Origin of the sequence: Dyella sp. AD56, from assembly GCF_002878475.1 — a bacterium.
In the GTDB taxonomy this organism is placed as follows: domain Bacteria; phylum Pseudomonadota; class Gammaproteobacteria; order Xanthomonadales; family Rhodanobacteraceae; genus Dyella.
Window position 1 is genome coordinate 97,460 of record NZ_NRDP01000033.1, and the last position, 25,939, is coordinate 123,398.

General features: G+C 63.0%; 25 protein-coding genes, 1 tRNA gene and 1 pseudogene. 10 read left to right on the forward strand and 17 right to left on the reverse strand.

Annotated features, from left to right (window positions below; translation table 11 throughout):
• Positions 1-15: 15 nt before the first annotated feature.
• From bamB to ndk, 6 genes are all read right to left on the reverse strand, one after another.
• Positions 16-1,242 (reverse strand): outer membrane protein assembly factor BamB, encoded by a 1,227-nt coding sequence (gene bamB, locus DyAD56_RS20445; RefSeq protein ID WP_199179064.1) that lies wholly within the window; start codon positions 1,240-1,242, stop codon positions 16-18.
• Positions 1,239-1,883, reverse strand: coding sequence for a tetratricopeptide repeat protein (locus tag DyAD56_RS20450; protein ID WP_102304675.1), 645 nt, complete (start codon positions 1,881-1,883; stop codon positions 1,239-1,241). Before DyAD56_RS20450 ends, bamB begins: the two co-directional genes overlap by 4 nt.
• A gap of 149 nt (positions 1,884-2,032) precedes the next feature.
• Complete coding sequence (locus DyAD56_RS20455) at positions 2,033-2,917, reverse strand: helix-turn-helix domain-containing protein (protein ID WP_233202776.1); 885 nt, start codon at positions 2,915-2,917, stop codon at positions 2,033-2,035.
• 166 nt (positions 2,918-3,083) lie between these two features.
• Entirely contained in the window at positions 3,084-3,884 is an 801-nt protein-coding gene (pilW, locus tag DyAD56_RS20460) for a type IV pilus biogenesis/stability protein PilW (protein ID WP_102304676.1), read from the reverse strand.
• The gene (gene rlmN, locus DyAD56_RS20465) at positions 3,874-5,010 is read right to left on the reverse strand and encodes a 23S rRNA (adenine(2503)-C(2))-methyltransferase RlmN (protein WP_199179065.1); all 1,137 of its coding nucleotides are present in this window, start codon (positions 5,008-5,010) and stop codon (positions 3,874-3,876) included. The genes pilW and rlmN overlap by 11 nt, the downstream gene beginning before the upstream one ends.
• 11 nt (positions 5,011-5,021) lie before the next feature.
• Positions 5,022-5,447 carry a nucleoside-diphosphate kinase gene (gene ndk / locus DyAD56_RS20470; protein ID WP_102304677.1) on the reverse strand — a complete coding sequence of 142 codons (426 nt, stop codon included), beginning with the start codon at positions 5,445-5,447 and terminating at the stop codon, positions 5,022-5,024.
• Positions 5,448-5,683: 236 nt separating this feature from the next.
• Between ndk and DyAD56_RS20475 the strand changes: the two genes are divergently transcribed.
• From DyAD56_RS20475 to DyAD56_RS20485, 3 genes are all read left to right on the forward strand, one after another.
• On the forward strand, positions 5,684-6,307 hold the full coding sequence (locus tag DyAD56_RS20475) for a TetR/AcrR family transcriptional regulator (RefSeq protein ID WP_102304678.1): 624 nt from the start codon (positions 5,684-5,686) through the stop codon (positions 6,305-6,307).
• Positions 6,308-6,401: 94 nt separating this feature from the next.
• Positions 6,402-8,786, forward strand: a complete 2,385-nt coding sequence (locus tag DyAD56_RS20480) for a 3-hydroxyacyl-CoA dehydrogenase/enoyl-CoA hydratase family protein (RefSeq protein WP_102304679.1) — start codon at positions 6,402-6,404, stop codon at positions 8,784-8,786.
• A 75-nt stretch (positions 8,787-8,861) separates the two neighbouring features.
• Positions 8,862-10,070, forward strand: coding sequence for an acetyl-CoA C-acyltransferase (locus DyAD56_RS20485; RefSeq protein ID WP_102304680.1), 1,209 nt, complete (start codon positions 8,862-8,864; stop codon positions 10,068-10,070).
• Positions 10,071-10,141: 71 nt separating this feature from the next.
• Here DyAD56_RS20485 and DyAD56_RS20490 read toward each other — a convergent pair whose 3' ends face one another.
• Entirely contained in the window at positions 10,142-10,906 is a 765-nt protein-coding gene (locus DyAD56_RS20490; protein ID WP_102304681.1) for an SDR family oxidoreductase, read from the reverse strand.
• 77 nt (positions 10,907-10,983) lie between these two features.
• The gene (locus DyAD56_RS20495; RefSeq protein ID WP_102304682.1) at positions 10,984-11,367 is read right to left on the reverse strand and encodes a DUF202 domain-containing protein; all 384 of its coding nucleotides are present in this window, start codon (positions 11,365-11,367) and stop codon (positions 10,984-10,986) included.
• A 138-nt stretch (positions 11,368-11,505) separates the two neighbouring features.
• Between DyAD56_RS20495 and DyAD56_RS20500 the strand changes: the two genes are divergently transcribed.
• From DyAD56_RS20500 to cycA, 5 genes and pseudogenes are all read left to right on the forward strand, one after another.
• Positions 11,506-12,045, forward strand: a complete 540-nt coding sequence (locus DyAD56_RS20500) for a DUF2058 domain-containing protein (RefSeq protein WP_102304683.1) — start codon at positions 11,506-11,508, stop codon at positions 12,043-12,045.
• Positions 12,046-12,141: 96 nt separating this feature from the next.
• On the forward strand, positions 12,142-13,026 hold the full coding sequence (locus DyAD56_RS20505) for an oxidoreductase (protein WP_102304684.1): 885 nt from the start codon (positions 12,142-12,144) through the stop codon (positions 13,024-13,026).
• A gap of 25 nt (positions 13,027-13,051) precedes the next feature.
• Positions 13,052-14,050: an AraC family transcriptional regulator gene (locus DyAD56_RS20510; protein WP_102304685.1), complete on the forward strand. Its 999-nt coding sequence runs from the start codon at positions 13,052-13,054 to the stop codon at positions 14,048-14,050.
• Between the two features lie 278 nt (positions 14,051-14,328).
• Positions 14,329-14,876, forward strand: a pseudogene (locus tag DyAD56_RS20515) (2OG-Fe(II) oxygenase).
• A gap of 79 nt (positions 14,877-14,955) precedes the next feature.
• Positions 14,956-16,368 (forward strand): D-serine/D-alanine/glycine transporter, encoded by a 1,413-nt coding sequence (gene cycA, locus DyAD56_RS20520; RefSeq protein ID WP_102304686.1) that lies wholly within the window; start codon positions 14,956-14,958, stop codon positions 16,366-16,368.
• A 144-nt stretch (positions 16,369-16,512) separates the two neighbouring features.
• Here the strand turns inward: cycA and DyAD56_RS20525 are convergent.
• The 4 genes from DyAD56_RS20525 to DyAD56_RS20540 all read right to left on the reverse strand — a co-directional run bounded on the left by DyAD56_RS20525 (position 16,513) and on the right by DyAD56_RS20540 (position 19,708).
• Positions 16,513-16,588, reverse strand: a tRNA-Gly gene (locus tag DyAD56_RS20525).
• Positions 16,589-16,649: 61 nt separating this feature from the next.
• Positions 16,650-17,258, reverse strand: a complete 609-nt coding sequence (gene pgsA / locus DyAD56_RS20530; protein WP_102304687.1) for a CDP-diacylglycerol--glycerol-3-phosphate 3-phosphatidyltransferase — start codon at positions 17,256-17,258, stop codon at positions 16,650-16,652.
• A gap of 129 nt (positions 17,259-17,387) precedes the next feature.
• Positions 17,388-19,217: an excinuclease ABC subunit UvrC gene (gene uvrC / locus DyAD56_RS20535; RefSeq protein WP_102304688.1), complete on the reverse strand. Its 1,830-nt coding sequence runs from the start codon at positions 19,215-19,217 to the stop codon at positions 17,388-17,390.
• Between the two features lie 17 nt (positions 19,218-19,234).
• Positions 19,235-19,708, reverse strand: a complete 474-nt coding sequence (locus DyAD56_RS20540) for a low molecular weight protein-tyrosine-phosphatase (protein ID WP_102304689.1) — start codon at positions 19,706-19,708, stop codon at positions 19,235-19,237.
• A gap of 198 nt (positions 19,709-19,906) precedes the next feature.
• Between DyAD56_RS20540 and DyAD56_RS20545 the strand changes: the two genes are divergently transcribed.
• Entirely contained in the window at positions 19,907-20,326 is a 420-nt protein-coding gene (locus DyAD56_RS20545) for an energy transducer TonB (RefSeq protein WP_158241410.1), read from the forward strand.
• Between the two features lie 66 nt (positions 20,327-20,392).
• Positions 20,393-20,551 carry an LPXTG cell wall anchor domain-containing protein gene (locus tag DyAD56_RS23690; RefSeq protein WP_146010584.1) on the forward strand — a complete coding sequence of 53 codons (159 nt, stop codon included), beginning with the start codon at positions 20,393-20,395 and terminating at the stop codon, positions 20,549-20,551.
• 4 nt (positions 20,552-20,555) lie between these two features.
• Here DyAD56_RS23690 and kdsB read toward each other — a convergent pair whose 3' ends face one another.
• The 5 genes from kdsB to DyAD56_RS20570 form a co-directional block, all read right to left on the reverse strand.
• A complete protein-coding gene (gene kdsB / locus DyAD56_RS20550; RefSeq protein ID WP_102304691.1) occupies positions 20,556-21,329 on the reverse strand; it encodes a 3-deoxy-manno-octulosonate cytidylyltransferase in 774 nt (257 codons plus the stop codon).
• 83 nt (positions 21,330-21,412) lie between these two features.
• Entirely contained in the window at positions 21,413-22,717 is a 1,305-nt protein-coding gene (aroA, locus tag DyAD56_RS20555) for a 3-phosphoshikimate 1-carboxyvinyltransferase (protein WP_102304692.1), read from the reverse strand.
• A 41-nt stretch (positions 22,718-22,758) separates the two neighbouring features.
• Positions 22,759-23,847, reverse strand: a complete 1,089-nt coding sequence (gene pheA / locus DyAD56_RS20560; RefSeq protein ID WP_102304693.1) for a prephenate dehydratase — start codon at positions 23,845-23,847, stop codon at positions 22,759-22,761.
• A 91-nt stretch (positions 23,848-23,938) separates the two neighbouring features.
• Positions 23,939-25,024: a 3-phosphoserine/phosphohydroxythreonine transaminase gene (gene serC, locus DyAD56_RS20565; protein WP_102304694.1), complete on the reverse strand. Its 1,086-nt coding sequence runs from the start codon at positions 25,022-25,024 to the stop codon at positions 23,939-23,941.
• A gap of 99 nt (positions 25,025-25,123) precedes the next feature.
• Positions 25,124-25,891 carry an FHA domain-containing protein gene (locus DyAD56_RS20570; protein WP_102304695.1) on the reverse strand — a complete coding sequence of 256 codons (768 nt, stop codon included), beginning with the start codon at positions 25,889-25,891 and terminating at the stop codon, positions 25,124-25,126.
• Positions 25,892-25,939 lie beyond the last annotated feature (48 nt).

Below are 25,939 nucleotides of genomic sequence, written 5' to 3' on the forward strand. Positions count from 1 at the left end.
CAACCTTTAATTCGATCAGCGGCCGCCGAGACGGTAAGCGCCGATGCGGCCCTTCTCATCTTCGACGTACACAATGTCACCCACGACCAGTGGCTGGGCGCGGATGGCCTTCTTGGACAAGCGCTCGCGTGCAGCCAGTGCACCATCACCGGTCTGCAGGAAGTGCACGTAGCCCTCGAGATCGCCGACTACGACGTAATTACCCAGCACGGCCGGGCCCGTAAGCCAGCGGTACTTGAGCGCGTCGTTCTTCCACATGTCAGCACCGCCGCTCTTGTCGAACGCCCAGACCTGCGATTCGTCATTCACGCCATAAATGGCGTTGTCGGTGACATCCAGCGCGGTGAAAGTGGAGAACGGACGACCCCACAGCGGACGGCCACTGGGGCCATCAATGGCAGCCAGATTGCCATGGTAGGCGGCACCATACAGGGTGGTACCGGAAAGCAGGATCGCGCCGTCGGCGTCAGCCAAGCGGTCGATCTCGGTGCGGCCTTCGCCGCTGGCGAGCGTCTGCTCCCAGAGCTTCTCGCCGTTGTCCTCGCGCAACGCCACCAGCTTGCCGCCGTCGTTACCGAAGAACACCACGCCGTTGGCGGCCAGCAGCGGGCCGTTGCCGCGCAGGCTGAGCAGCGGCACGTTATCCTGGTCATACACCCAGTGGCGTTCGCCGGTGGCACTGTCGAAACCGTACAGACGGCCGTCCTGGGTGCGGGCAATCACGAGGTTGCCGGAGATGACCGGCGAGGAAATCACTTCGGAATTGACGACCGACTCCCAGCGCGGGCTGCCGTCCTTCGCGTTGATGCCGTACACGTGACCATCGAGCGTGCCGACCACGAGCAGGTCGCCGGACACCATCGGACCACCGGCGTACAAGGCATCGGCGCGCTTCTTGTCGCCCCAGCCGAACCAGCCCTTGGTACGCGAGCTCTTGGACCACAGCGTCTTGCCGCTGGTCGCGTCGATGGCAGCTAGCTTGCCGTCAGTGCTACAGGCATACAGCACACCATCGGCGAAAGCCGGGCGCAAACGGACGCCGCTGTCGCCAGCGCCATCACCCACGCTAGTCGTCCACAGCTTGCTGACCTGGACGGTCGGCTTGAAGTCCTTGGCCAACGGAGTCGGCGGCTGGACATTTTCCTTCTTGAACGAGTGGCAACCGGCAAGGACCACCAGGGAGGTCAGCGCCACCAGCCAAACGCGCTTCATCGCACCGCGCTTCTTCACTTCAGCTTTCATGCACCCTGCTTCCCGGCCACGGCCAGATCATCGATTTTCATCTGCACGCTTTGAGGCGCGTTCTCACCCATTGCCGCCTTGGCGGCTTCGTACGCCTTGCGAGCATCGTCCGGGCGCCCAAGCTTGACCAGCACATCGCCGCGTAGTTCCTGAGCGACGCCCGTGTAAGCCTTCGGCGGCATGCGATCCAATGCGGCCAGCGCGTCCGCGCCCTTGCCCTGTGCCAGCTGGACGCGCGCGATGCGCATCTGGGCCAGCGCCTTGAGGTTCGCATCAGAGGCATGGGTCTCGGCCCAGCTCAGGGACTCGATAGCCTTATCCAGTTGCTTGGCCTGGACCTGACGTTCCGCGCGATCGCTCACGGCGAAAACGGCATAAGCGGAGTCGGTGTAGTCCTTGAGCAGCTGATCGGTCAGCTGGTCGGCGTTGTCTGCTTTGCCGGAGGCTGCGGCCACCTGAATCTGCGCATAGAGGTTTGCGGCATCAGCCTGATGCGCAGCCTTATGGTCGTTCCACTTGCCCCAGCCGAAGATGCCGACCAGGCCGATCGCAATGCCGACGACGATGGACAGGCCGTTCTGGCGCAACCACTGCTGTACGCGTTCGCTCTGTTCGTAGTCGTCGTACGCTTCAAATGCCATGCAATCACCCTAGGGGAGCCACACATCAAGGGCCTCTGGCGGCACCCGTCATGCGGAAAAGAAATCAGCCCGACTTGCCCGCTCGTCACCGAGCGGGCAATGGGCAAGCATAACCGATTGCGCCAGACCGCACAGGCCCGGCGCGCGACTCAGGCGCCGGCAGGCGCTGCCTTGCCGTCGTGCATTTCTACGCGGAAATGAGCGACGTTCGAACGGCGGTAGCTGTCCAGCGGCATGGGCTGGCCATCCAGTGTGACCTGCGCGCCATTGGCATTACCAATGCGCACTTCCATGGCCTGATCGCTGTGATAGGTCTTGGAGATGCCGGCGGAGAGCAAGCCGTATTCAAGACGCGCGCCATCCTTGGTGGTGATCTCGACCCAGCTGGCACTCTGCAGGTTGAGCACCAGGCTGTGCGAACCATTGCCCACAGCATCCGAGGCCACAGGCGCTGCGGGCTGCGATGCTGCGTGCGTATCGCCACTCAGATTGGGGAATGGCGTCATCGAGGCCATCAGCGGCTGATCTTGCGGGGGTGGCGTTTCCTGAGCCACTTGCTGCTGAGGGGCAGCGGCGGCGACATCAGCCGTACCATCCTGCGATTTCACAGGTGCAACAGCCACGGCAGCCACAGCCGCCACAGCCGCACTGGCGCTGCTCGCCGGCGTATCCACCTGCGCTACAGGGGCGGCGTCCAGCGGCGCCAAGTGGCTGACGTCGCGATCAAGGGTGCCGCGTACGCCCAGCCAGATGGTTGGCACCACGATGGCCGCCGTCAGCACCACATAGGTCGCGGCGCGCGCGTAGTTCTCGAGCAGGTAGCGCGAATGCGAAATGCCGCCGGTGGCAACCAGCGACGGCTGAGCCAGCCTGATCTGCTCAAGCTCCGCCTTCACCTCGGTCTCGTCGACACCCAGATAGCGCGCGTACTTGACAAGATAACCCGCCAGGTAGACTTCGTAGTCGATGCCACCGTATTCGTTGCTCTCGATCTGCTTGAGCACGCGGGTCGCAGTCGCAGCGCATGCGCGCACGCCTCGACACCAAGCCCACGGGCCTCGCGCGCAGCGCGCAAACGCCCGCCAAGATTGCCCTTGATCGCTTCCAGCGGAGAGGGTTCGGTATCCATGGTGACGTCAGGTGCTTGGGTGAAAGGAACTTCTCGGTTGCCGCTGTCGGCCGGATTTGACTGCTGAGAGGTCATTGGCGTGCGGTTGCGTCGAGGGCGCGCGCCTGTTCCGAATCCGGGAACTGGCTTTGCAGTCGCCTACTGTAGTTAAGAGCAGCATCCCTGTTGCCCAACCGTGATTCTATGTCGTGCCCAAGCTTGAGCGATGCCGCGGTCGGCTGACCCAGCGCATCGAATCGCTGGATGAAGGCGCGCGCACGGAACGCATCGCTCTGAAGATAAAGCACATTGGCAAGCTGATACAACGCCCCGCCGTTGTTTGGATCGATTTCGAGCGCCTTGCGGAAATCCGCCTCGGCACCCGGCAGGTTCTGTGCCTTCTGCTCACAGATGCCAGCGTTATTCCAGGCCAGCGATGGGGTCTGGTAGAACGGGTCGGCCACGGCCTTCTGAAAATACGGCAATGCCTCGGCCGTCTTACCCTCACGGCTGCACAGGAACCAGCCGAGGTTGTTATTGGTGTCACCCTTGTCTGGAGCCAGCGACTGCGCCTTGCGATAGTGCAACTCAGCATTGGGCATGTCGTTGATGCGCTCGTAGATCACCGCGGCAACGGTGTGGGCGGGCACGTAATTGGGGTCGAACTGCAAGGCCTTGTTGATCTTGACCAGTGCATCTTCCAGGTCACCGTTGACCAGGTATTGCTGGGCCAGCTCAGTGTGGACGCGTGCACCCTCTTGCTTCTGCTCCGCCTTGGTCGTGCGCGGAATCTTGTCCGGAGGCGGTGTGGACGTATTGGTATTGGACACGGGCACGCAGGCAGCCATGAGCATGGCCGCACCCGCACTCAGCAGAATTCGATCAAGCCGCATGGCTCGCCCCTTCGTCCAGACGCTTTAGAAACTCGGCCTGGCGACGGGTGCGGTCCAAAACCTGCCCTTTGAGCTGACCACATGCCGCATCGATGTCGTCGCCTCGGGTACGGCGCAACATGGTGAGCACGTTGGCATTGAGCAACTGGGTCTGGAAGGCGCGAATGGTTTCGACGTCGGAGCGCTCGAAACGCGTGCCAGGAAAAGGATTGAACGGAATCAGGTTGACCTTGCACGTCGGCATGCGACGCATCAGCTTGATCAGCTGGCGTGCGTGCTCGGGCTGGTCATTGACACCCTTCATCAGGGTGTACTCGAACGTGATGGACGTGCGCGGCTTGCGATCCAGCCAGCGCTGGCAAGACGCCATCAATTCGGCGATGGGATAACGCTTGTTGAGCGGCACGAGTTCTGTGCGCAGCTCATCGTTGGCGGCATGCAGAGACACGGCCAGCGACACATCGATGGTTTCGGACAACTTGTCGATCATCGGCACCAAGCCGGCGGTGGACAGCGTGACGCGCTTGGACGCCAGGCCAAAGCCCAGGTCGTCACGCATCAAGCTCATAGCCTTGGTGACGTTGTCGAAATTTAGCAGCGGCTCGCCCATACCCATCATCACCACATTGGTGATGCGGCGGTTCTGGTGCGTGACATTGCCGAGGTATTTGGCCGCCACCCACATCTGTCCAATGATCTCGGACGTGGCAAGGTTGCGGTTGAAGCCCTGCGTCGCAGTGGAGCAGAACTGGCAGTTCAGGCCGCAACCCACCTGCGAAGACACGCACAGCGTGCCGCGGGTGGGCTCGGGGATGTAGACCGCCTCAACGGCGTTGCCGCCGTCCATGCCGAGCAGCCACTTGTGCGTGCCGTCGGCGGCGCCCTTGTCGAACATCGTCTTGGGCACACCGACGTAGCAAGACGCTTCGAGCTTGGCTCGAAGCGTCTTGCCGACATCGGTCATGTTTTCGAAGTTGTCTTCCAGGCGGTGGTAGATCCACTTCATCACCTGCTCGGCGCGATACGGCTTCTCGCCGAGTTGCGCGAAGAAATCCCGCAGGCCCTGTCGATCGAAATCGAGCAGGTTGACCTTGTCGGGCGGATTGATGATGACTGCCTGGTTCACAACTGCATGCCTCAGCGCGGATGAACTTCCGTCGTCGCGAAGAAGTACGCGATTTCGACGGCAGCCGTTTCGGCGGCGTCGGAACCATGCACAGCATTCGCGTCGATGGAGTCGGCGAAGTCGGCGCGGATCGTGCCCGGCGCGGCGTCCTTCGGATTGGTGGCGCCCATGAGGTCGCGGTTCTTCAGGATGGCGTTATCACCCTGCAGCACCTGGATCATCACCGGGCCAGAGATCATGAACTCGACGAGCGCGTTGAAGAACGGACGCTCCTTGTGCACGGCGTAGAAGCCTTCGGCTTCGGCGCGCGACAGCTGCTTCATCTTCGAAGCGATGACCTTGAGGCCTGCCTTCTCGAAGCGTGCATAGATTTCACCGATCACGTTCTTGACAACGGCGTCGGGCTTAATGATGGAAAGGGTGCGCTCCAGCGCCATGTGGGTCTGCTCCGGAAAAACTGGTATCTGAGTGGGCGGCCGGCCGTATTACCGGCGAACTTACGCCAAATCCTGTCTAGATATACGGATTTAGCTCACGAAAGTTTGACAGATTCTACCTGATACGCAAGCCGAGCGCTGGTTTTGGGGCACTGTCTGAAACGACCGTTTGACGAGCGTAAATCGACCCGCGTATCCTCAAACGATCGTTTGATTCCTGACCAGGGTTGCGAACCATGCCAGTCTCCAGTGCTTCCATGCCCACCAAGGAACGCATTCTCGGCGCGGCGGAGGAATTGTTCGCCCGCCACGGCTTCGAAGGCGCCTCGCTGCGCCAGCTGACCTCTGCCGCCGGGGTCAACCTGGCCGCCGTCAACTACCACTTCGGCTCCAAGGACCGCCTGATCGAAGAGGTGTTCCGCCGCCGCCTGGATCAGCTCAACGGGCGCCGCATGGCGGCCCTGCAGAAGGTCACCGGGGAGCCCGATACCACCATCGAGGACGTGCTGGCTGCCTTCATCGTGCCTGCACTGGAGCTCTCCCACGATGGCAATGGTTCGCTCTTCATGCGTGTGCTGGCCCGGGCGTTCGCCGAGCATGACGACACGCTGCGCAAGTTCTTGTCGGACAACTACGGCCACGTGATGCGCCAATTCACCGCCGAATTCGCGCGCCTGCTGCCGAACCTGAGCAAGGAGGAGCTGTACTGGCGCGTGGACCTGGTGACCGGTGCGTTGACGCATGCCATGTCGGGCTTCGGCATGATCCAGCGCAAGAGCGACGTGCCCGAGCACCGTCACCGCGAACAGACCGCCGAGCACCTCATCCGCTTCGCCGCCGCGGGCCTCAAGTCCCCCTGATCACACACCACCGAATCCTTTCGGGCGACTACGGCCGCCCGTCTCACTACCCAACGTTCCATCACCCCCAGCGTTTCGCACTACGGAGAAGCCAATGACCGCTCCATCCATCCCCAAAGCGCTACGTATCCGCAAGGCCGCGGTACTCGGCGCCGGCGTCATGGGCGCGCAGATCGCCGCGCACCTGAGCAATGCCGGCGTCGAAACCGTGCTGTTCGACCTGCCCGCCAAGGACGGTCCCAAGAGCGGCATCGCGCTGAAGGCCATCGCCAATCTGCAGAAGCTTTCCCCTGCCCCGCTGGCTGACAAGAACGTCGCCGCGACGATCATCCCGGCCAACTACGACGAACATCTTGATCATCTCAAAGACGTGGACCTGGTGATCGAGGCGATTGCCGAACGGATGGACTGGAAGCTGGATCTCTACAAGAAGATCGCTTCGCATCTGTCGCCGACCGCCGTGATCGCATCCAACACGTCGGGCCTGTCGATCAACAACCTAGCCGAAGCACTGCCGGAAGAAATGCGCCATCGCTTCAGCGGCGTGCATTTCTTCAACCCGCCGCGCTACATGCACCTGGTCGAGCTGATCCCGACCAAGCTCACCGACAAGAATGTGCTGGAAGGCCTTGAGGCGTTCCTGACCACGGCGCTCGGCAAGGGTGTGGTGTACGCCAAGGACACGCCGAACTTCATCGGCAACCGCATCGGCGTGTTCTCGATGCTGGCCACCATGCACCACACGCAGCAGTTCGGCCTGGGCTTCGACACCGTCGATGCGCTCACCGGTCCGGCCGTGGGTCGTCCCAAGAGTGCGACCTACCGCACCGCCGACGTCGTCGGCCTGGACACCATGGCGCACGTGATCAAGACCATGGCCGACACGCTGGCCGATGATCCGTGGCACGAGTACTTCAAGGCGCCGGTGTGGCTCTCCGCCCTCATCGAAAAGGGCGCACTGGGCCAGAAGACCGGCGCAGGTTTCTATCGCAAGGCCGGCAAAGATATCGTCGTACTCGACGTGGCCAAGCAGGACTACCGCCCGTCCGAACAGAAGGCGTCTGACGAAGTCGCCGCCATCCTCGCCATCAAGGATCCTGCCGAGAAGTTCGGCAAGCTGCGCGCGTCGAATGACCCGCAGGCACAGTTCCTGTGGGCCACGTTCCGTGACCTGTTCCACTACAGCGCCTATCACTTGGCCGACATCGCGGACACCGCGCGTGACGTCGACTTCGCCATCCGCTGGGGTTACGGCTGGAAGCTCGGCCCGTTCGAGACCTGGCAGGCCGCCGGCTGGCAGCAGGTCGCCGGCTGGATCGCCGAAGACATCGCCGCCGGCAAGGCCATGAGCAAAGCCCCGCTACCGGCGTGGGTCACCGATGGCCGCAGCGGCGTGCATGGCAAGAACGGCTCGTACTCGGCCAGCGCCAACACCGACAAACCGCGTTCGCAGCACCCGGTCTACCAGCGCCAGCTGTTCCCCGATCCGATCCTGGGCGAGAAGTTCGACCAGGGCACCACGGTGTGGGAGAACGACGGCGTGCGCCTGTGGACGCTGGGCGACGACGGCGTGGGCATCATCTCCTTCAAGACCAAGATGAACACGGTCAACGACCACGTGCTCAATGGCGTGCAGCAGGCGATCGACGTCGCCGAGCAGCAGCTCAAGGCCGTGGTGATCTGGCAGACCGGCGAGCCGTTCTCGGCTGGCGCTGATCTCAAGGGCGCGCTGGGCCTGCTACAGGCTGGCAAGTTCGACGACTTCGAGAAGATGGTCGCCAACTTCCAGGCCACCAGCATGCGCATCAAGCATTCACTGGTGCCGGTGGTGTCGGCCGTGCGTGGCCTCGCCCTGGGTGGCGGTTGCGAGTTCCAGATGCACTCGGCACGCACCGTTGCCGCACTGGAGAGCTACATCGGTCTGGTCGAGGCGGGCGTCGGCCTGCTGCCGGCTGGTGGTGGTCTACATGAGCTGGCCATCCGCGCCGCGAAGGCCAACCCGGAAGATCCGTTCGAAGCTCTGAAGAAAGTGTTCGAGACGATCGCCATGGCGAAGGTGTCGGGCAGCGCAATGGAAGCCAAGCAGTTGGGCCTACTGCGCGACAGCGATGTGGTCGTATTCAACGCCTACGAACTGCTGTTTGTGGCCAAGAAGGTTGCGCTGTCGCTGGCCGAAAGCGGCTGGCGTCCGCCGATGATGGCTCGCAACATCCCGGTCGCTGGTGATGTGGGCACCGCTACGTTCCAGGCCTCGCTCGCCAATCTCGCGGAAGGCTATTTCGCCTCGCCGCATGATGTGGCCATCGCCACGCGCATCGCGGACACGCTGTGCGGCGGCAAGATCGAGCGCGGTTCGCTGGTGGATGAAGAGTGGCTGCTCCAGCTGGAGCGCAAGCACTTCGTGGAGCTGGCCAAGACGGAAAAGACCCAGGCCCGCATCGCGCACACCATGACCACTGGCAAGCCGCTGCGTAACTGATAGCGCGTCTTTCCCGCGAACAAAAACGTTGAGTGCGTCGCCGCGAATCACGCGCGACGCCACGGAGCAAAACTCATGACCAAGCAAGTGCAAGACGCCTACATCGTCGCCGCCACCCGCACGCCGGTCGGCAAAGCGCCGCGCGGCGTGTTCCGCAACACCCGTCCGGACGACATGCTCGCCCACGTGATCCGCGCCGTGATGGCGCAGGCGCCGGGTATCGATCCACATCGCATCGAAGACGTGATCGTCGGCTGCGCCATGCCGGAAGCCGAGCAAGGCATGAACGTGGCACGCATCGGCGCGCTACTCGCCGGCCTGCCGTACACGGTGCCGGGCGTCACCATCAACCGCTTCTGCTCGTCGGGCGTCCAGGCGATTGCCATGGCTGCTGATCGCATCCAGCTCGGCGTGGCCGATCTGATGATTGCGGCCGGCACCGAAAGCATGAGCATGGTGCCGATGATGGGCCACAAGGTGGCGATGAATCCCGCCATCTTCGCCAACAAGGAAGATGTCGCCATCGCCTACGGCATGGGCATCACCGCCGAGAAGGTCGCCGAGCAGTGGAAGGTCACCCGCGAGCAACAGGACGCCTTCGCGGTGGAAAGCCATCGCCGCGCGCTGGCTGCCATTGCCGCCGGTGAATTCAAGGACGAGATCACCCCGTTCCAGCTCGACGATCATTACCCCGACCTCGCCACGCGCGGCATCACCACCGACAGCCGCCTGATCGACACGGACGAAGGTCCGCGCGCAGGCACCACGCTGGACGTGCTGTCCAAGCTGCGCACGGTGTTCCGCAACGACAAGTTCGGCGGCTCGGTGACGGCCGGCAACTCCTCGCAGATGTCTGATGGTGCGGGCGCGCTGCTTCTGGCCAGCGAGAAGGCGATCAAGGAGTTCAACCTCACCCCGATCGGCCGCTTCGTCGGCTATTCGGTGGCTGGCGTGAAGCCGGAGATCATGGGCATCGGCCCGAAGGAAGCGATTCCGAAGGTGCTCAAGCAGGTCGGCCTCACCAAGGATCAGCTGGACTGGATCGAGCTCAACGAGGCGTTTGCTGCACAGGCGCTGGCCGTCATCGGCGATCTGGGCCTCGACCCGGCCAAGGTGAATCCGCTGGGCGGCGCCATTGCGCTCGGTCACCCTCTGGGCGCCACGGGCGCTGTCCGCGCCGCCACGCTGCTGCACGGCATGCGCCGTCGCAAGCAGAAGTACGGCATGGTGACCATGTGCATCGGCACCGGCATGGGCGCAGCAGGCGTGTTCGAAGCGCTCTGATCGCGGCCACTAAGTGGGACATGAAAACGGCGCCGTAGTGATACGGCGCCGTTTTTTTGATGCGATTTAGCTCAGGTTCGAGTGATGGAAACGCCGCCATCCACGAGCATCGCCGTTCCCGTCACAAAGCTCGACGCATCTGACGCTAGATAGAGCGCGGACTGCGCGATCTCTGCCGGTTTAGCCAGACGTTTCAACGCATGTAGACCCTGTACAAAGGCAAGCGACTCGGGGGTATTGGCAACTGCGCGCCCCATCGGCGTATCCGTGCCTCCCGGCAGGAGCGCATTCGACCGAATGCCCTGCGCGCCGTACTCGGCCGCGATGACCTTACTCAGGCCGATAAGCCCAGCCTTGCTCGCCGCATATGCCCCCATTCCCGGAAAACCCACCGTATGGCCCACAAAGGTGGATGTAAAAATCAGTGAGCCGCCGCCCCTGGCCAACATGGCGGGAATCTGATGCTTGGCACCCAGAAACGCCGCGGTGAGATTGGTGTTCAGCGTTTCGCTCCACGACGCGATCGAAAGCTCGTGGACGGGGTTTGCGTCACCCGTCATGCCCGCATTGTTGAATGCGATATCCAGGCCACCGAAGGTGCCCACGGCCACTTCAACCAGATGGCGAGCCACAGCCTCGTCCTGAATGTCGCCGGCCACCGCCATGGCCTGCCCGCCGGCACGCTCGATCTCGGCGACCAACGCGTCAAGCTCCGCTTTTCGTCGCGCGCCTACAACAACCTTTGCCCCTTCCTTGGCAAACAGCTTTGCCGCTTCGTATCCAATGCCCGAACTGGCACCGGTGATGATGGCGACCTTGTCCTTGAGTTGATTCATGCTCACTGCCCTTCTCGTTTCATCGGGCAGGGCAAGGTAACTACGTAAACAGCTGCGTTATATCCGGATCTTGCGCTTCAACTCAGTGCCGCAATCTGCCTGGCCACGTATCCCGTGAGGAAGATCGCCATCAGCACGAGCAGTATGGCCATCGCCCGCGCCACCCAGGAATCCCCGTACATCGACGACTCCGCCGACTCGATCGCGCGCCGGTTGCGGTAGAAGCGCAGCGTGGCGCCGACGATCATCAGCGCACCCACCAGCAGCAAGCCCAGCCCCAGCCATTGCGAGGCACGTGTGTGGAGCCCCTCGGCCGCGCGTTCGGCGGCCCGCGTGGTGAAGAGCAGGAAGATATCGAAGCGCTCCAGCAGAAAGCCGAACGCCATCACAGAGATCGCAGTACGCACCCAGGCCAGATAGGTGCGCTCGTTGGCCGAATGATCGGAGAAACGCGGTATCACGGCATGTCCTTTTCATCGGGCGCCGACGCCCCTGCCCAGGTCATGATGCCACGTACGATCTCGCCTCCGCCGAGCAGGTCAGCCAGAGCTGTCGCAGAACGGCGCTACAATCTATGGTCAGGCTTCCCGGAATTTCCCATGCGCAACCCTCTACAGGAACAACTACTCAAGGCCGGTCTCGCCAAGAAGGGCAAGGTCGACCAGATAGCGCGCGAGCAGGTCAAGCAACGCCAGGGCAAAGGCATGGCCTCGCCTCCGGAAGAGAAGATCGACGCGCAGCGGCTGCAGGCCGAAAAGGCCGAGCGTGACCGCGCCCTCGCCGCCGAACGCAATGCCCAGGCGCAGGCACGCGAAATCGGCGCGCAGGTACGCCAGATTATCGAGACCAACAAGGTCAAGCGCGAAGGTGAGATCAGCTACCGCTTCACCGATGGGGACAAGATCCACAGCATGCTGGTGAGCGAAACCCTGCGTACCCAACTCGCCAAGGGCGTGCTGGTGGTTGTACGCGCCGGCGATAGTTATGAGCTGCTGCCGCGCGGTGCCGCCGACAAGATTCGCGAGCGCGACGCTTCGCTTATTGTGCTGGATCACGGCAAATCGGCTGAAAACGCCACAGCCAGCGAAGACGACGAGTTCTACAGCCAGTTCAAGGTGCCCGACGACCTCACCTGGTAATCCGGCCGCACCACTTTTGGCGCAATCGGATTACCCGCCACCCCTGCCCGCCTCCTAAGGTCTGTCTACCCACATGCCCCCAGCAGGAGGTTACTCATGTCCCAGGTTTGGCTTATCACCGGTAGTTCGCGCGGTTTCGGCAAAGCATTGGCGGAAGCCGTGCTTGACGCCGGCCACCAGCTTGTCGCCACGGCCCGGCAACCGGCCCAGCTCGCCTCGTTGGTGGAGCGCTACGGCAGCCAGGTGAAAACGGTTGCGCTTGACGTGACGGACACCAAGGCGGCACAGGCTGCCATCCAGGCAGCCATCGACGCCTTTGGACGTCTCGACGTCGTGGTCAACAACGCCGGCTACGGCAACCTGGCCACCATTGAGGAGGGCAGCGATGCCGACTTCCGCGCCCAGGTGGAAACCAACCTGTTCGGCACGGTAAACGTGACCCGCGCCGCCCTGCCCGTGCTGCGCAAACAGCGTTCCGGCCACATCATCCAGTTCTCGTCGATCGGTGGACGCATCGGCGTGCCGGGGCTTGGTGCCTATCAGGCTGCCAAATGGGCGGTGGAAGGTTTCTCCGAAGTGCTGGCCAAGGAAGTCGCCGGTTTCGGCATCCACGTGACGCTGATCGAGCCAGGTGGTTTCCGCACTGATTGGGGTGGCCCGTCCATGACGGTGTTCGAGCCCGCGGCCAATTCGGAATACACCCCCGTACTTGCCCCCATGCTCAACGCGCGCCGCAGCTACGTGGGCAACGAAACCGGCGATCCGGCCAAGGCCGCCCTGGCCATTCTGGCCATTGCGCGCGAACCGCAGCCTCCGTTGCGTCTGTTGCTGGGGTCGGATGCAGTATTCCTGGCCGAACAACAGTCCGCGAAGATGGCTGCTGAGGACGCCAAATGGCGTACGCTCAGCCTCTCGACCGATTTCGACCTGACACCGGAAGCCGCCGAAGAGCGTGACCGGATGGTGCAGTCGGTAATCTGATCACATCCGCTCAGGTAACCCAACAATGAGAGCCGATCAGATCCCGCTCAGCCGTGGCGCCTTCGTGCGCATGACCGAGATCGGCCTCGATGTGCCCGCGGTGCTGACGCACGCGGGCCTGTCGCTGGATCTCATGGGAATGCCGCGTCCGGTGGTGACCACCGCGCAGTTCTTTGCGTTCTGGCATGCCGTAGGCGCCGTCTGCCGTGACCCGTCGCTGGGCTTGAAGCTCGGCGACGGTACACGGCATGAGGTCTACGACATCGTGACCGCCGCAGCCTTGCACGCCTGCACCCTCGGCGAGGCACTCGACAAGCTCGCGCGCTACAAGCGCCTGACCTGCCCTGAGGACGTCGTAGTGGAGCTCACGCGCGATGAGGCCGCCGTATCTACGCGCTGGATGCTGGGCGAGGGCCATACGCCGCCCTTGCTCGTCGATGCCATATTCGCATCCAACCTTGCCCTGGCCGAACGCGGCACGGGCCGCCCCGTGCACTTACGCCGTATCGAACTGACCCGTCGGCCGGCCGACGGCGACCTGCTGCAGGCGCACTTCCGCTGTGAGCTACGTTTCAACGCGCCGCAAGATCGCATCGTCTACCAGCGCTCAGACCTGGAGCTGCCCTTCGTCACGCACGACGACGGCTACCTCAACGACCTGCTCCCGATGCTGGAAGGCTCGTTGCGCGAGCAGACCGCCGCTACGCCGCTGCGTGACAGGGTGTGGAACGTACTCGCGCGTGGCATGCGTGGCGGTCACCTGCGTATGGCCCAAGTCGCGGATACCCTGCACCTGAGTACGCGCACGCTGCAGCGCCGGCTCGGGGAAGCAGACACGAGCTATCAGCAGGTACTGGATCAAGTTCGCCGCCACCTTGCGCGCCGATTGCTGGATGCCACCGACCTGGACACGGGAGAAATCGCCTTCCTGCTGGGCTTCGAGGAACTCAATTCCTTCAATCGTGCCTTCCGCCAATGGGAGGGTGACACGCCCACACGCTGGCGCTCTGCAGCCCCAGGCTGAATATCACCGCGGGCGATTCTTGCGCAGCGCAAGAACCGGATGTTCATGAGTGCCGCACGCGTACATGCTGTGTCGATGCACGCCAGAGCCATCCTATGATCATGGCATCCATCAGCCCTTCACTTGAGCAGCGGCTGCACGATAGTGATTGGGGTGCGATCGCCGAACAATTGAACGCAACGGGCAGCGCGCGACTGCCAGGCCTGCTGGAAACCGGCGCGTGCGAAGCGATATCAGAGCTGTACGCGCAGCAGAACGGTTTCCGCAGCCGCGTGGTGATGACCAGACATGGCTTCGGGCGCGGTGAGTACAAATACTTCTCCTACCCTCTGCCTGCGCTTGTGCAACAACTGCGCACGCTGTGCTATCCGCATCTCGCCCATGTTGCCAATGCATGGCATGCGCAATTGTGGGCATCGACACGACGTTTCCCGATACGCTCGACAGCTTTCTCGCCCGCTGCCATGCCGCGGAACAGCTGCGCCCCACGCCCCTGCTGTTGCAGTATGGCCCCGGCGACTACAACTGCCTGCATCAGGACCTGTACGGCGAACACGTATTTCCGTTGCAGGTGGCCATTCTGCTGTCCGAGCCCGGACGTGATTTCAGCGGCGGCGAATTCGTACTCACCGAGCAACGGCCGCGCATACAGTCGCGCGTTGAGGTGGTCCCGCTTCGCCAAGGCGACGCCGTGATCTTTGCGGTCAACCATCGCCCAGTCAGCGGTACGCGAGGCACGTACCGGGTGGCCATGCGCCACGGCGTCAGCCGGGTCGGCGACGGGCAACGCCATACGCTCGGTATCATTTTCCACGACGCGCAGTAACGCCCTGGCCAGTTAGCCCGACCAAGAAATCATTTAGGATGCTCCTTTCCGCCAAGCTTCCGAGGGGACCGGGCCGCCGATGCAGAACCACGATACTGCGGTTGCCACCGAAGGCACCGAGCACCACCTGCAGCGCAATTTGCGCAACCGCCACCTACAGCTGATCGCCATTGGTGGCGCCATCGGCACCGGCCTGTTCATGGGGTCGGGCAAGACCATCAGCCTGGCTGGCCCTTCGGTGATCTTCGCCTACGCCATCATCGGCAGCGTGTTGTTCTTCATGATGCGCGCGATGGGCGAGCTGCTGCTGTCCAATCTGCATTACAAGTCGTTCGTCGATTTCAATTACGACCTGCTCGGCCCTTGCGCGGGCTTCTTCACTGGGTGGACCTACTGGTTCTGCTGGGTGGTCACCGGCATAGCAGATGTGGCCGCCATTACGGGCTACATCCAATTCTGGGCACCGGGCGTGCCCCTGTGGCTACCCGGCGCGGTGTGCATCGGGCTATTGCTCAGCCTGAACTTGCTGACAGTGAAGCTATTCGGCGAGATGGAATTCTGGTTTGCGCTGGTGAAGATCATCGCCATTGTGGCGTTGATCGCCGTTGGCATCGTGCTGATCGCCATCGGTTTCACCTCGCCTTCGGGTGCCAAGGCCGCGGTATCGAACTTGTGGGCCAACGGCGGGTGGTTCCCGCATGGCGGCAGCGGATTTATGGCGGCATTCCAGATCGCGGTGTTCGCCTTCGTCGGCATCGAGCTGGTCGGCACGGCGTCGGCCGAGGCGCGCGATCCGGAGAAGACACTGCCGAAGGCGATCAACTCCATTCCCATCCGCGTGATCGTGTTCTACGTGCTCGCCTTGCTGGTGATCATGACGGTGACGCCGTGGAACGAAGTGGTGCCGGACCGCAGCCCCTTCGTCAATCTGTTCATGCTGATCGGCATTCCGATCGCCGCCAGCCTGATCAACTTCGTGGTGCTCACCTCGGCCACATCGTCGGCCAACAGCGGCATTTATTCGACGGGACGCATGCTCTATGGCCTTTCGGCCGGCAAACTCGGGCCGCGTCCGTTCGCCAAGCTAAGCAGCAACAACGTGCCGGCCAACGGTCTGGCCTATTCCTGCGCGTTGCTCTTCATCGGCGTATTCCTGCTCTACCAGGAAGGCGATGTCATGAAGGTTTTCACCATCGTCACCACGATATCCAGCATCTGCTTCATCTTCGTGTGGTCGCTGATCATGATCGCCTACATGCGCTACCGGAAATTGCATCCGGAACGCCACGCCACGTCGATCTTCAAGATGCCCGGCGGTGTAGTGATGTGCTGGCTGGTGCTAGCGTTCTTCGCTTTCGTACTGTGGGTGTTTGCACAGAAGGCGGACACGCTACAGGGGCTGATCTATACGCCGCTGTGGTTTGTGTGCCTTGCCATCTGCTATCCGTTCTATCGGAGGCAGGCGATCGAGCATCGCAAGCACACGCACTGATAGTGCCGACTCGTCGGGCTCATTGCTCGCTCGCAATGAGCCCGCTTGGCGACCAGCGCAGAGGAAGCATCTGGTGGTGAGCCATAAAAAAAGCGACCCGGAGGTCGCTTTTTTATTGATCGCGATGCATCGATCAATGAAATCTGGAGCGGGAAACGAGACTCGAACTCGCGACCCCGACCTTGGCAAGGTCGTGCTCTACCAACTGAGCTATTCCCGCATCGGAGTCGCGCATTGTAATGGGTAATGCGCGGCCGTCAAGCACCTGTCACAAACAATATTCAGTCTTCGCTCCGCGGCAACGGATGGCCCGTAGCGTCTCCCCGGAGGCTGGGCCAGGCCGCGCGCAGGTAGTACAGGCCCGACCAGATGGTGAGAATGCCGGCGACCACCAGTAGTGCCTCGCCAATGTGGTACAGGCGCAGCGCCTCGGCGCTCTTCTCGTGCTGCACGATCAGCACCACCAGCGCCACCATCTGCATGGCGGTCTTCAGCTTGCCGATGAAAGCCACCCTTACCGTCGAGCGCATGCCGATCTCAGCCATCCATTCACGCAGGGCCGAGACGCTGATTTCACGCCCCACGATCACCGCCGCCGTTATCGCCATCAGGATGCCCGGCCAGCCGCCGCGATGCGTCTCCACCAGCAGAAACAGGGTGACCGCCACCATCAGCTTGTCCGCCACCGGGTCGAGAAAAGCCCCGAAGGCCGAGGTGAGATTCATGCGTCGCGCCAGGTAGCCGTCCAGCCAGTCGGTGATGGCCGCCAGCATGAATACGATGGCGGCCATGATGTTGTGGCCCGGAAACTGCCAATAGAACACCACCACCATGACCGGCAATAGCAGCACACGGAACAAGGTCAGCCAGGTGGGCAGGTTGATGTGCATAAATCCTTTCCGGGTTGAAGCAGTCAGCAGGGTGAATCGGCCATCATCGAATCGGCTGAAGCCCTGCCTTCGATCATGCGGGATTTTGGCTTTCGCTGAAATGACGGATCACATCCGGATCCGTCTCGATCAGCCATGGAGTGCAGCATAAATGCGTTCGGCTAGCCCGCGATCAATGCCTTTCACTCGAGTCAGCTCCTCTACGCCGGCAGCCTCGACGCCTGACAGGCCGCCAAAGGCCTTCAACAGTGCCGAGCGTCGACGCGCGCCCACTCCTGGGACATCTTCGAGCACGCTGCGTTCCCGCGCTTTCTCGCGCCGCTTGCGATGCCCGGTGATGGCAAAGCGATGCGCCTCGTCGCGCACGGCCGCCACCAGGTGCAGGGCCGGTGACGCCGACCCCGGATGCAGGTTGCGTCCGGAGTCGGCCAGTACCAGCGTTTCCTCGCCCGCGCGGCGACCCGGCCCCTTGGCCACGCCGACCACGTTGATGCCCGTCACGCCAAGCTCCCGGAGCACATCCAGCGCCTGAGCCACCTGCCCGCCACCACCGTCGATCAGCAGCACGTCGGGCTTGGCCCCATCGCCCTCCGCGACTTTGCGGAAGCGTCGAACCAGGGCTTGATGCATCGCGGCGTAATCGTCGCCGGGCGTGATGCCAGTGATGTTGAAGCGGCGGTAGTGCGACTTTTCTGGACCTTCCGGCCCGAATACAACGCACGATGCGACGGTCAGTTCGCCCTGCGTATGGCTGATGTCGAAGCACTCGATGCGACGCGGTGATTCACCGAGCTCCAGCAGCTTCTGCAGGTCGTCGAAGCGGGCTCCCAGCGTCTGGCGGCTTGCCAGCTTGGCCGTGAGCGAGGCCTGGGCATTGCGCTCCGCCATTTGCAGGAAACGCGCGCGCTCACCACGCACACTCGATTTCAGCTCCACCACGTGACCGGATTGTTGCGCCAACACCTCACCAAGGATCTGCTGGTTCGGCAGCGCTTCGCCCAGGATCAGCTCGCGTGGCATAGGGCGATCAAGGTAGTACTGCGCGATGAACTGCTCCAGTACATCGGCCGGCTCGGCGTCCAGCGGTAGGCGCGGGAAGAAGTCGCGCGTGCCAAGACTGATGCCATCGCGGAAGAACAGCACGCTCACGCAGGCCATGCCCGCTTCGATGCGGCACGCCAACACATCCATGTCCGCACTGGCGCCCTGCACATGATGCTCCGCCTGCAATTTGCGCAGGGCCGCCACCTGATCGCGCAGCGACGCCGCGCGCTCGAATGCCAGCGACTTGCTGGCCTGCTCCATCTGCCCGGCCAATTCGTCAATCACCGCACTGCTGCGACCCTCGAGGAACATCTCCGCGTGGCGCACGTCGTTGCGGTAGTCATCCACGGTGATCAGCTTGACGCACGGCGCCGTGCATCGACCAATCTGGTGCTGCAGGCAAGGCCGTGAGCGATTCTTGAAATAGCTATCCTCACACTGCCGTACCTTGAATAGCTTCTGCATCAGGTTGAGGCTTTCGCGCACGGCGAACGTGCTCGGATACGGCCCGAAATAGCGCCCCGGCATGTTACGTGCGCCGCGATGGAAGGCGAGCCGTGGGTACTCTTCGCCGCCCGACAGATAGATGTACGGGTAGCTTTTGTCATCGCGCAGCAGAATGTTGTAACGCGGTTTGAGCGACTTGATCAGCTGCGATTCGAGCAGCAGCGCCTCACCCTCAGTGCGCGTTACCGTGATATCGACGCGCGCGATCTGCGACACCATCGCCGCAATACGCGGTTCCATGCGCGGCTTGAGGAAATAGCTACCGACGCGCTTCTTCAGGTTGCCGGCTTTACCCACGTACAGCAGGTCGCCTTCCTCGTCGAAATAACGATAGACGCCCGGCGACGTAGAGAGGTTTTTGACGAAAGCCTTGCCGTCGAAGGCTTGCGGCGGCGGAATGGACTGCATCGCGTAATTCTATCCGCTCACCCGCGCCGCAGGCGTGCAATCAGTCCGTCCACGCCCTGCTCCGCCAGCGCCACGGCATGACGGAAACCGTCATCCGCACCAAAGTACGGATCGGGGAATTCCTCCGGCTCGGTCACGCCCGCCCAAGGCAGAAACAGCGTAGGTTCCACCCCGCGCCCACGGCGGGTCTCTGCGAGGTATGCCAGATTGTCCCGGTCCATGGCCAGCACCCAGTCAAACTCCACAAAGTCCGACGTCCGCACCTGGCGCGCCCGATGCGGCGCAAGGTCGTACCCTGCGGCAGCGGCGGCCCGCACCATCCGGGGATCGGCTCCTTTGCCAGCGTGCCAGTTTCCCGTGCCGCAGGAGGCTAGCGTCAATGTCAGGCCCGCATCTGCACTGCGTTGGCGCGCCACGGCTTCCACCAAGGGGGAGCGGCAAATATTGCCCATGCAAACGAAAAGGATGGACGGGCCTTCGCGAGTTTTCATCAGAAACAATGTTCCTCTCAGGCCCTTATGGCGCGAATGTCGACAAGCCAGGCGCAGGACTCTACGGCCCGCCTTGCGCAATTCATTCTTATGGCTGCGCGACAGGCCACTATCAAGCCCGCCCGCTGTGCCAGAGGACATGATTGTTGCCAAGCGCACAGCCCGACTATGCTTGGGCGGTTAACAGGGGGGAAGAACGTGAAGAGCAAGCTGATGACGACAGCGGCCTGCGTTGCCGCGATCATCCTGGGTCAGGCGGCTTTCGCCGGGACCGCTGCACAGGATTCATCCGCGCCAGCGGCCGCATCATCCGTCGCGAGTCATGCCGACAGCGTATCTGCCGACCGCCCAGCCAGCGTCGACGAGGATCGCCCGCAGCCCGCGCCCCGTTATTCCACCGCCATGAAAAACGCCGGTGTCGCGGGCACAGTGGTGGTGATGGTGCAGGTGGGCGCCGACGGCAAGGCAAAGTCTTTCCACGTGATGATGTCATCCGGATCGACGGCACTGGACGACGAAGCCATCCGGACGGTGAAAGCCTGGTCGTACAAACCGGCGATCAAGCAGGGCGCACCCGCCGACGGCTACGTGCAGATCCCGATTACCTTCAACAAATAGCCCGAATCTGCCTGTTACGCACAGCACATCGCCACGCGACGAACAGAAGGAAAGCTAGAGATACGCATGGGCTGCCTACCACTACCCATTCTGTTCGTGCTCGGCTTCTTTATCGGCCGCTTCATCGCTGGCGACAGCGGTGCCCTTTGGGGCGCCGGTATCGGGCTCGTGCTGGGCCTGGTGCTCGGCGGCTTGTTCGTGATGCTCGTACGCCGTCGACGCTGATCGATCAGTTGCCGCTCAACCAGCGCTCCGCGCGCTCCAGATCAGCCTCAGTATCGATACCCGGCGGAAACGGTTCCGGCGTCAGGCGGGCGGCGATGGGGAATCCGTGCTCAAGCACACGCAGTTGCTCCAGTGACTCCGCCTGCTCCAACGGTGTGCGCGCCAGCGTGGTGTAGCGCCTCAGAAAACCCGCCCGATACGCATAGATGCCGATATGGCGCAGGAACGGCACGCCTTCCGGCAGAACATCACGATGAAGCGCGAACGCATCGCGCGCCCACGGCGCTGGCGCACGACTGAAGTACAGCGCGCGCCCACCGACCGAGCGCACCAGCTTGACCACGTTGGGATCGAACAGCTCGTGAGCTTCCGTGATGGGCGTGGCCAGCGTGGCCATGGGGGCATCGTCGTCGGCCAGTGCGCGGGCTACTTCACGGATACCGGCAGCGGGGGCGAATGGCTCGTCGCCCTGAAGATTCACCACGATGGCATCGTCGGCCCAGCGATAGTGTTCGGCACATTCAGCCAAGCGATCACTACCGGACGCATGATCGCTGCGGGTCATGCACACATCCACACCCTGCCCCTGCAAGGCATCGGCGATACGCTGGTCGTCCACGGCGACGATCACCTGCGCAGCACCTGCCTCCAGCGCGCGCTGTGCCACACGCACCACCATCGGCACGCCGGCGATTTCACGCAGCGGCTTGGCTGGCAAACGCGTAGAGCCGTAACGGGCGGGAATGGCGACAATGAAGGAGGGCGTGGCAGCGGACATGGTCACCTCGGGATGGAGCGCCAAGCGTAACGGCTACATCCCCAGGGAGCGAGTGGCGGGTTCTCCCTCGCTGAAGGAAAAGGTCACGCCGAGCGAAGGTCGAAGCCGCAGCCGTTCGCCAGCTCTAGGAAGCCCGGGAACGAGGTCGCAACGTTGCCGCAGTCATGGATCTGCACCGGGCCATTGGCGATGAGGCCGGCCGCCGCGAAGCTCATGGCGATGCGGTGATCCCCGTGACTCTCGATGACGCCACCGCCCAGCGGGCCGCCTTCGATCGTCGCGCCATCCGGCACCTCATCAATGGTGGCGCCGAGTGCACGCAGGCCCGCCGCCATGCTGGCAAGGCGATCCGATTCCTTCACGCGCAGCTCCGCCACACCCCGCACCACGGTCTTACCCGTGGCCGCGGTGGCGGCCACGAACAGTGCGGGGAATTCATCGATCATGTCCGGCACGAGTGCCTCGGGCAGTTCGATGCCATGCAAAGGCGCGTACCGCACTACGAGATCACCGACCGGCTCGCCGCCGCTCTCGCGCTCGTTCTCCACGCGGATATCCGCGCCCATCAGGCGCAAGGCTTGCAGCAGACCAGTGCGACGTGGATTGAGACCCACCGCCGGTAGATGCAGCTCGGACCCTGGCACGATGCTGCCAGCGACCAGGAAAAACGCCGCCGAGGAAAAATCCGCAGGTACATCCACGTTCGTGGCGCGAAGCGCGTGCCCACCCGTCAGCCTCGCGCGACCGGGCGCGAACTCGATAGGCCAGCCAAACGCGGCCAGCATGCGTTCGGTGTAGTCGCGCGTCGGGTGCGGCTCGATCACCTCCGTCGCACCCTGCGCGTACAACCCAGCAAGCAGCAATGCCGATTTCACCTGAGCACTGGCCACCGGCAATGTATACGCGATGCCGGTAAGCGATTGGCCGCCATGAATACGCAGCGGCGGAAGGCCATCCTGCGTGCCGATCTTTGCCCCCATGCTGGCGAGCGGATCGGTTACCCGACGCATCGGGCGCTTAGACAACGATTCGTCGCCCACCAGCGTGCTGTCGAACGCCTGCCCCGCCAACAAGCCCGTGAGCAGACGCATGCCCGTGCCGGCATTGCCGCAATCGAGCAGCGAGGTAGTGCCGCGCAAGCCATGCAGGCCCACGCCATGCACCACACGCTCGCCATCAGCCGGTGCGTCGATGCGCACGCCCAATTGCTGCAGGACGGCGGCCGTCGCGCGCGTGTCCTCGCCTTCCAGGAAACCACGGATATGCGAAGTGCCTTCAGCCAGCGCACCCAGCATGAGTGCGCGGTGCGATACGGATTTGTCGCCCGGCACGCGCACGCTACCTTTCAGCGCACGGGCATGGTGACTGGTCCAGTCGAGTCGGGTCACGGGGATTCTCCAGGGGCCGCCCTGCGGCGGCCCGATACATATCAGGGCAGCGCCACCGGGTAAGAGCCAAGCACGCGCACCTGCGCGGCGGCCTCGCCCATTTCCTTCATGGCGGCCTGCATCGGCTCGTCGTTGATGTGGCCGGACACGTCGATGAAAAACGCGTACTGCCACTTGCCCGAATGGGCGGGACGGGATTCGATGCGGTTAAGGCTGATGTCGTGTTCGGCGAACGGCTTGAGCACGTGATAGAGCGCCCCCGGCTTGTCGTTCACCGTGATGAGCAGCGATGTGCGGTCGTTGCCCGAAGGCGGGAACAGCGAGCGCCCAATGACGAGGAAGCGCGTCGTGTTGTCTGCCCGATCCTCGATGGCCTGCGCCACAGTCTTGAGACCATAGACGCGCCCGGCCGTTTCGCCGGCAATGGCGGCGGCGTCATCCGCGTGGCGAGCCAGACGCGCTGCCTCCGCATTGCTGCTCACCGCGACGCATTCCACGCCGGGCAGATTGATGCGCAACCAGGTCTTGCACTGCTGCAACGACTGCGCATGCGCATAGACACGCTTGATGCCTTCCAGCTTGCCGTTGAGCGAATGCAGGCATTGGTGGACGCGCAGTTCCACCTCACCGCAGATAGTGGCTTCGGAGGTGAGGAACATATCCAGGGTGACCTGGATCATGCCCTGCCCGGAGTTCTCCACGGGCACCACGCCGAAATCGGCATGGCCCGCCGCGACCTCCTGAAACACTTCCTCGATGCTGCCAAGCGGCAACCCATACGCGGCGTGACCGAAGTGCTTGCGCACGGCCTGTTCGCTGAACGTGCCTTCGGGGCCGAGGAAGCCGACCTTGAGGGGATCTTCCTGTGCCAGGCACGAGGACATGATTTCGCGGAAAAGCCGCACCATCTCAACATCGGTAAGCGGCCCATCGTTGCGGTCGACCACCATGCGCAACACGTGGGCCTCGCGCTCCGGTCGGTAATAGTCGATCGCCGAGAGCCCTGCGCCCTTCACGCGCGCCACTTCCTGCGCCCAACCGGCGCGTTCGGAAATCAGCTGCTGGATCTGCTGATCGATACTGTCGATGCGCTCGCGCACGTCGGAAAGCGAGGATTTCTTGTCGGTCATGTCGTGATCATGCGGAGGATAATGCGGAGGGAAAGAAGTCCAAACGGGGAACAGGGAATACTCCTGTATACCCCTTCACCATGCAACGGTTTCATCCGTGACGTTTAGCAAAGTCCTGCATGAAGGCCACCAGCGCCTCCACCGCTTCGGGCGGCACCGCGTTGTAAATCGAGGCGCGCATGCCGCCAATCGCCTTATGCCCCTTGAGTGCGAGCAAGCCGGCGGTCTCCGATTCCTTGAGGAAATTGGCATCCAGCGCGCTGTCGTGCAGGGTGAATGGCACATTCATGCGCGAGCGCGAGGCATGCTCGATCGGATTGCGGTAGTAGCCACCGGAGCCGTCGATCGCGCCGTATAGCAACGCGGCCTTCGCCAGGTTGCGCTCGCGCATTGCCGACAACCCGCCTTGTTCCTTGAGCCATTGGAAGGTCAGGCCCGCCAGATACCAGCCCCACGTATTGGGCGTGTTGAGCATGGAATCGTTCGCTGCGTGATCGGCGTAGCGGAAGATGCGCGCCATCGGGCGCGAGGCACGTTCAAGCAGGTCACGGCGCACGATCAGGATCACTAAGCCCGAGGGGCCGATGTTCTTCTGCGCGCCGGCGTAGATCAGGCCGAACTTCGACACGTCGACGGGGCCGGAGAGTATGTCCGATGACATATCCGCCACCAGCGGCACGTCGCCGACATCCGGAATGTCATGGAATTCCACGCCGTGGATAGTTTCGTTCGGCGTGTAGTGCACGTAGGCCGCACGCGGATCGAGCTGCCACATCTCGCGCGGCGGCACCCGCAGGTAACTCTCGCTTTTGCTGCTGACTGCCACACTCACCCTGACGTACGGAGCCGCTTCACTGGCGGCCTTTTCACCCCAGTGACCGGTGACGATGTAATCTGCGCTGTCGCCCTCGCTCGCCAGATTCATGGGGATCTGGGCGAAATGCTGGGTGGCCCCGCCCTGTAGGAATAGCACGGCGTAGTTCTGTGGAATCGCCAGCAGATCCCGCAGATCGGCCTCAGCCTGCTGCGCCAACCCCATGAACAGTTTGCCGCGATGGGAAAGCTCCATCACCGAGGCACCGCAACCTTGCCAGTCCAACAGCTCGCGCTGGGCGCGTTCGAGTACCGGTTGCGGCAGCGCGGCTGGGCCGGCGCTGAAATTCCAGAGTCTGCTCACTGACGACGCCTTTGACAGGATGGTCGCCGCATTATGCCGCGTCGCAGCAACGCAGCGTCAACCCGGATAGAGAGGCCAGCAAATCGCCCGCAAGCGACCTCAGAAGCGCACCAACAAAACCACTGCAATACCCAGCGCCAGCACGGCCGCCGTGGCAATCAGCCACCAGACCTCGCCGCGTGGACCTGCGTCTTCCTCGGGCAGGTGTTGCTTCTCGGGCTCAGGGGCCGCGATCTCCGGCTCGGGCTCCAAGCCCGGCGCATCGACCACGAAACGATGCATGCCGAGGCCGACCTGGTCGCCGGGCCGCAGAGTCGCCTGCGTTACGGGTACGCCATTCACGCGTAGCGGGTAACGCGCGGACTGCTGCCCCGCCTCCAGCATCAGTTGACCGTCGCGCCAGAACACCGCTAGCGACGCCGTCTCACCTTGCGGCAATTCGAGGGGGATACGTCCGTGCGGGCCCAGTTCCAGCTTCTCCAGCAGCGACAGCACGCGACCGGAAAGCGGCCCCGCCACGGCACGCAAAGCTACCGTGCAGCGCCCTTCGGCCGGCACCGTCACGGGCAGGTTGTGCGCAGGCCCTTCTTCGGCCCGCAACAACATGCGGCAATCGCCAACACTGAGGACGTCGCCCGCGCGCAATAACGCCTTCTCGCGCACCGGGCGCGCGTTGACGTAGATGCGATTGCCCTGCGGAAGCACCTGAAGTATCCAGCCGCGACGATCCAGTTGGATGCGCAGGTGGTAAGCGCCCGTCTGATGTGCGGCGAGAATCAAATCGTTGTCCGGCGCACTGCCGATGCGCAACGCAGGGCCGTCCCAGTGAAAATCCTCGCGGGGCGAATTGGGAAACTCGATGCGCATCAGTGAACCAGTCGATGGACGGCCGGGACTCTAGCAGATGCCTGCGCG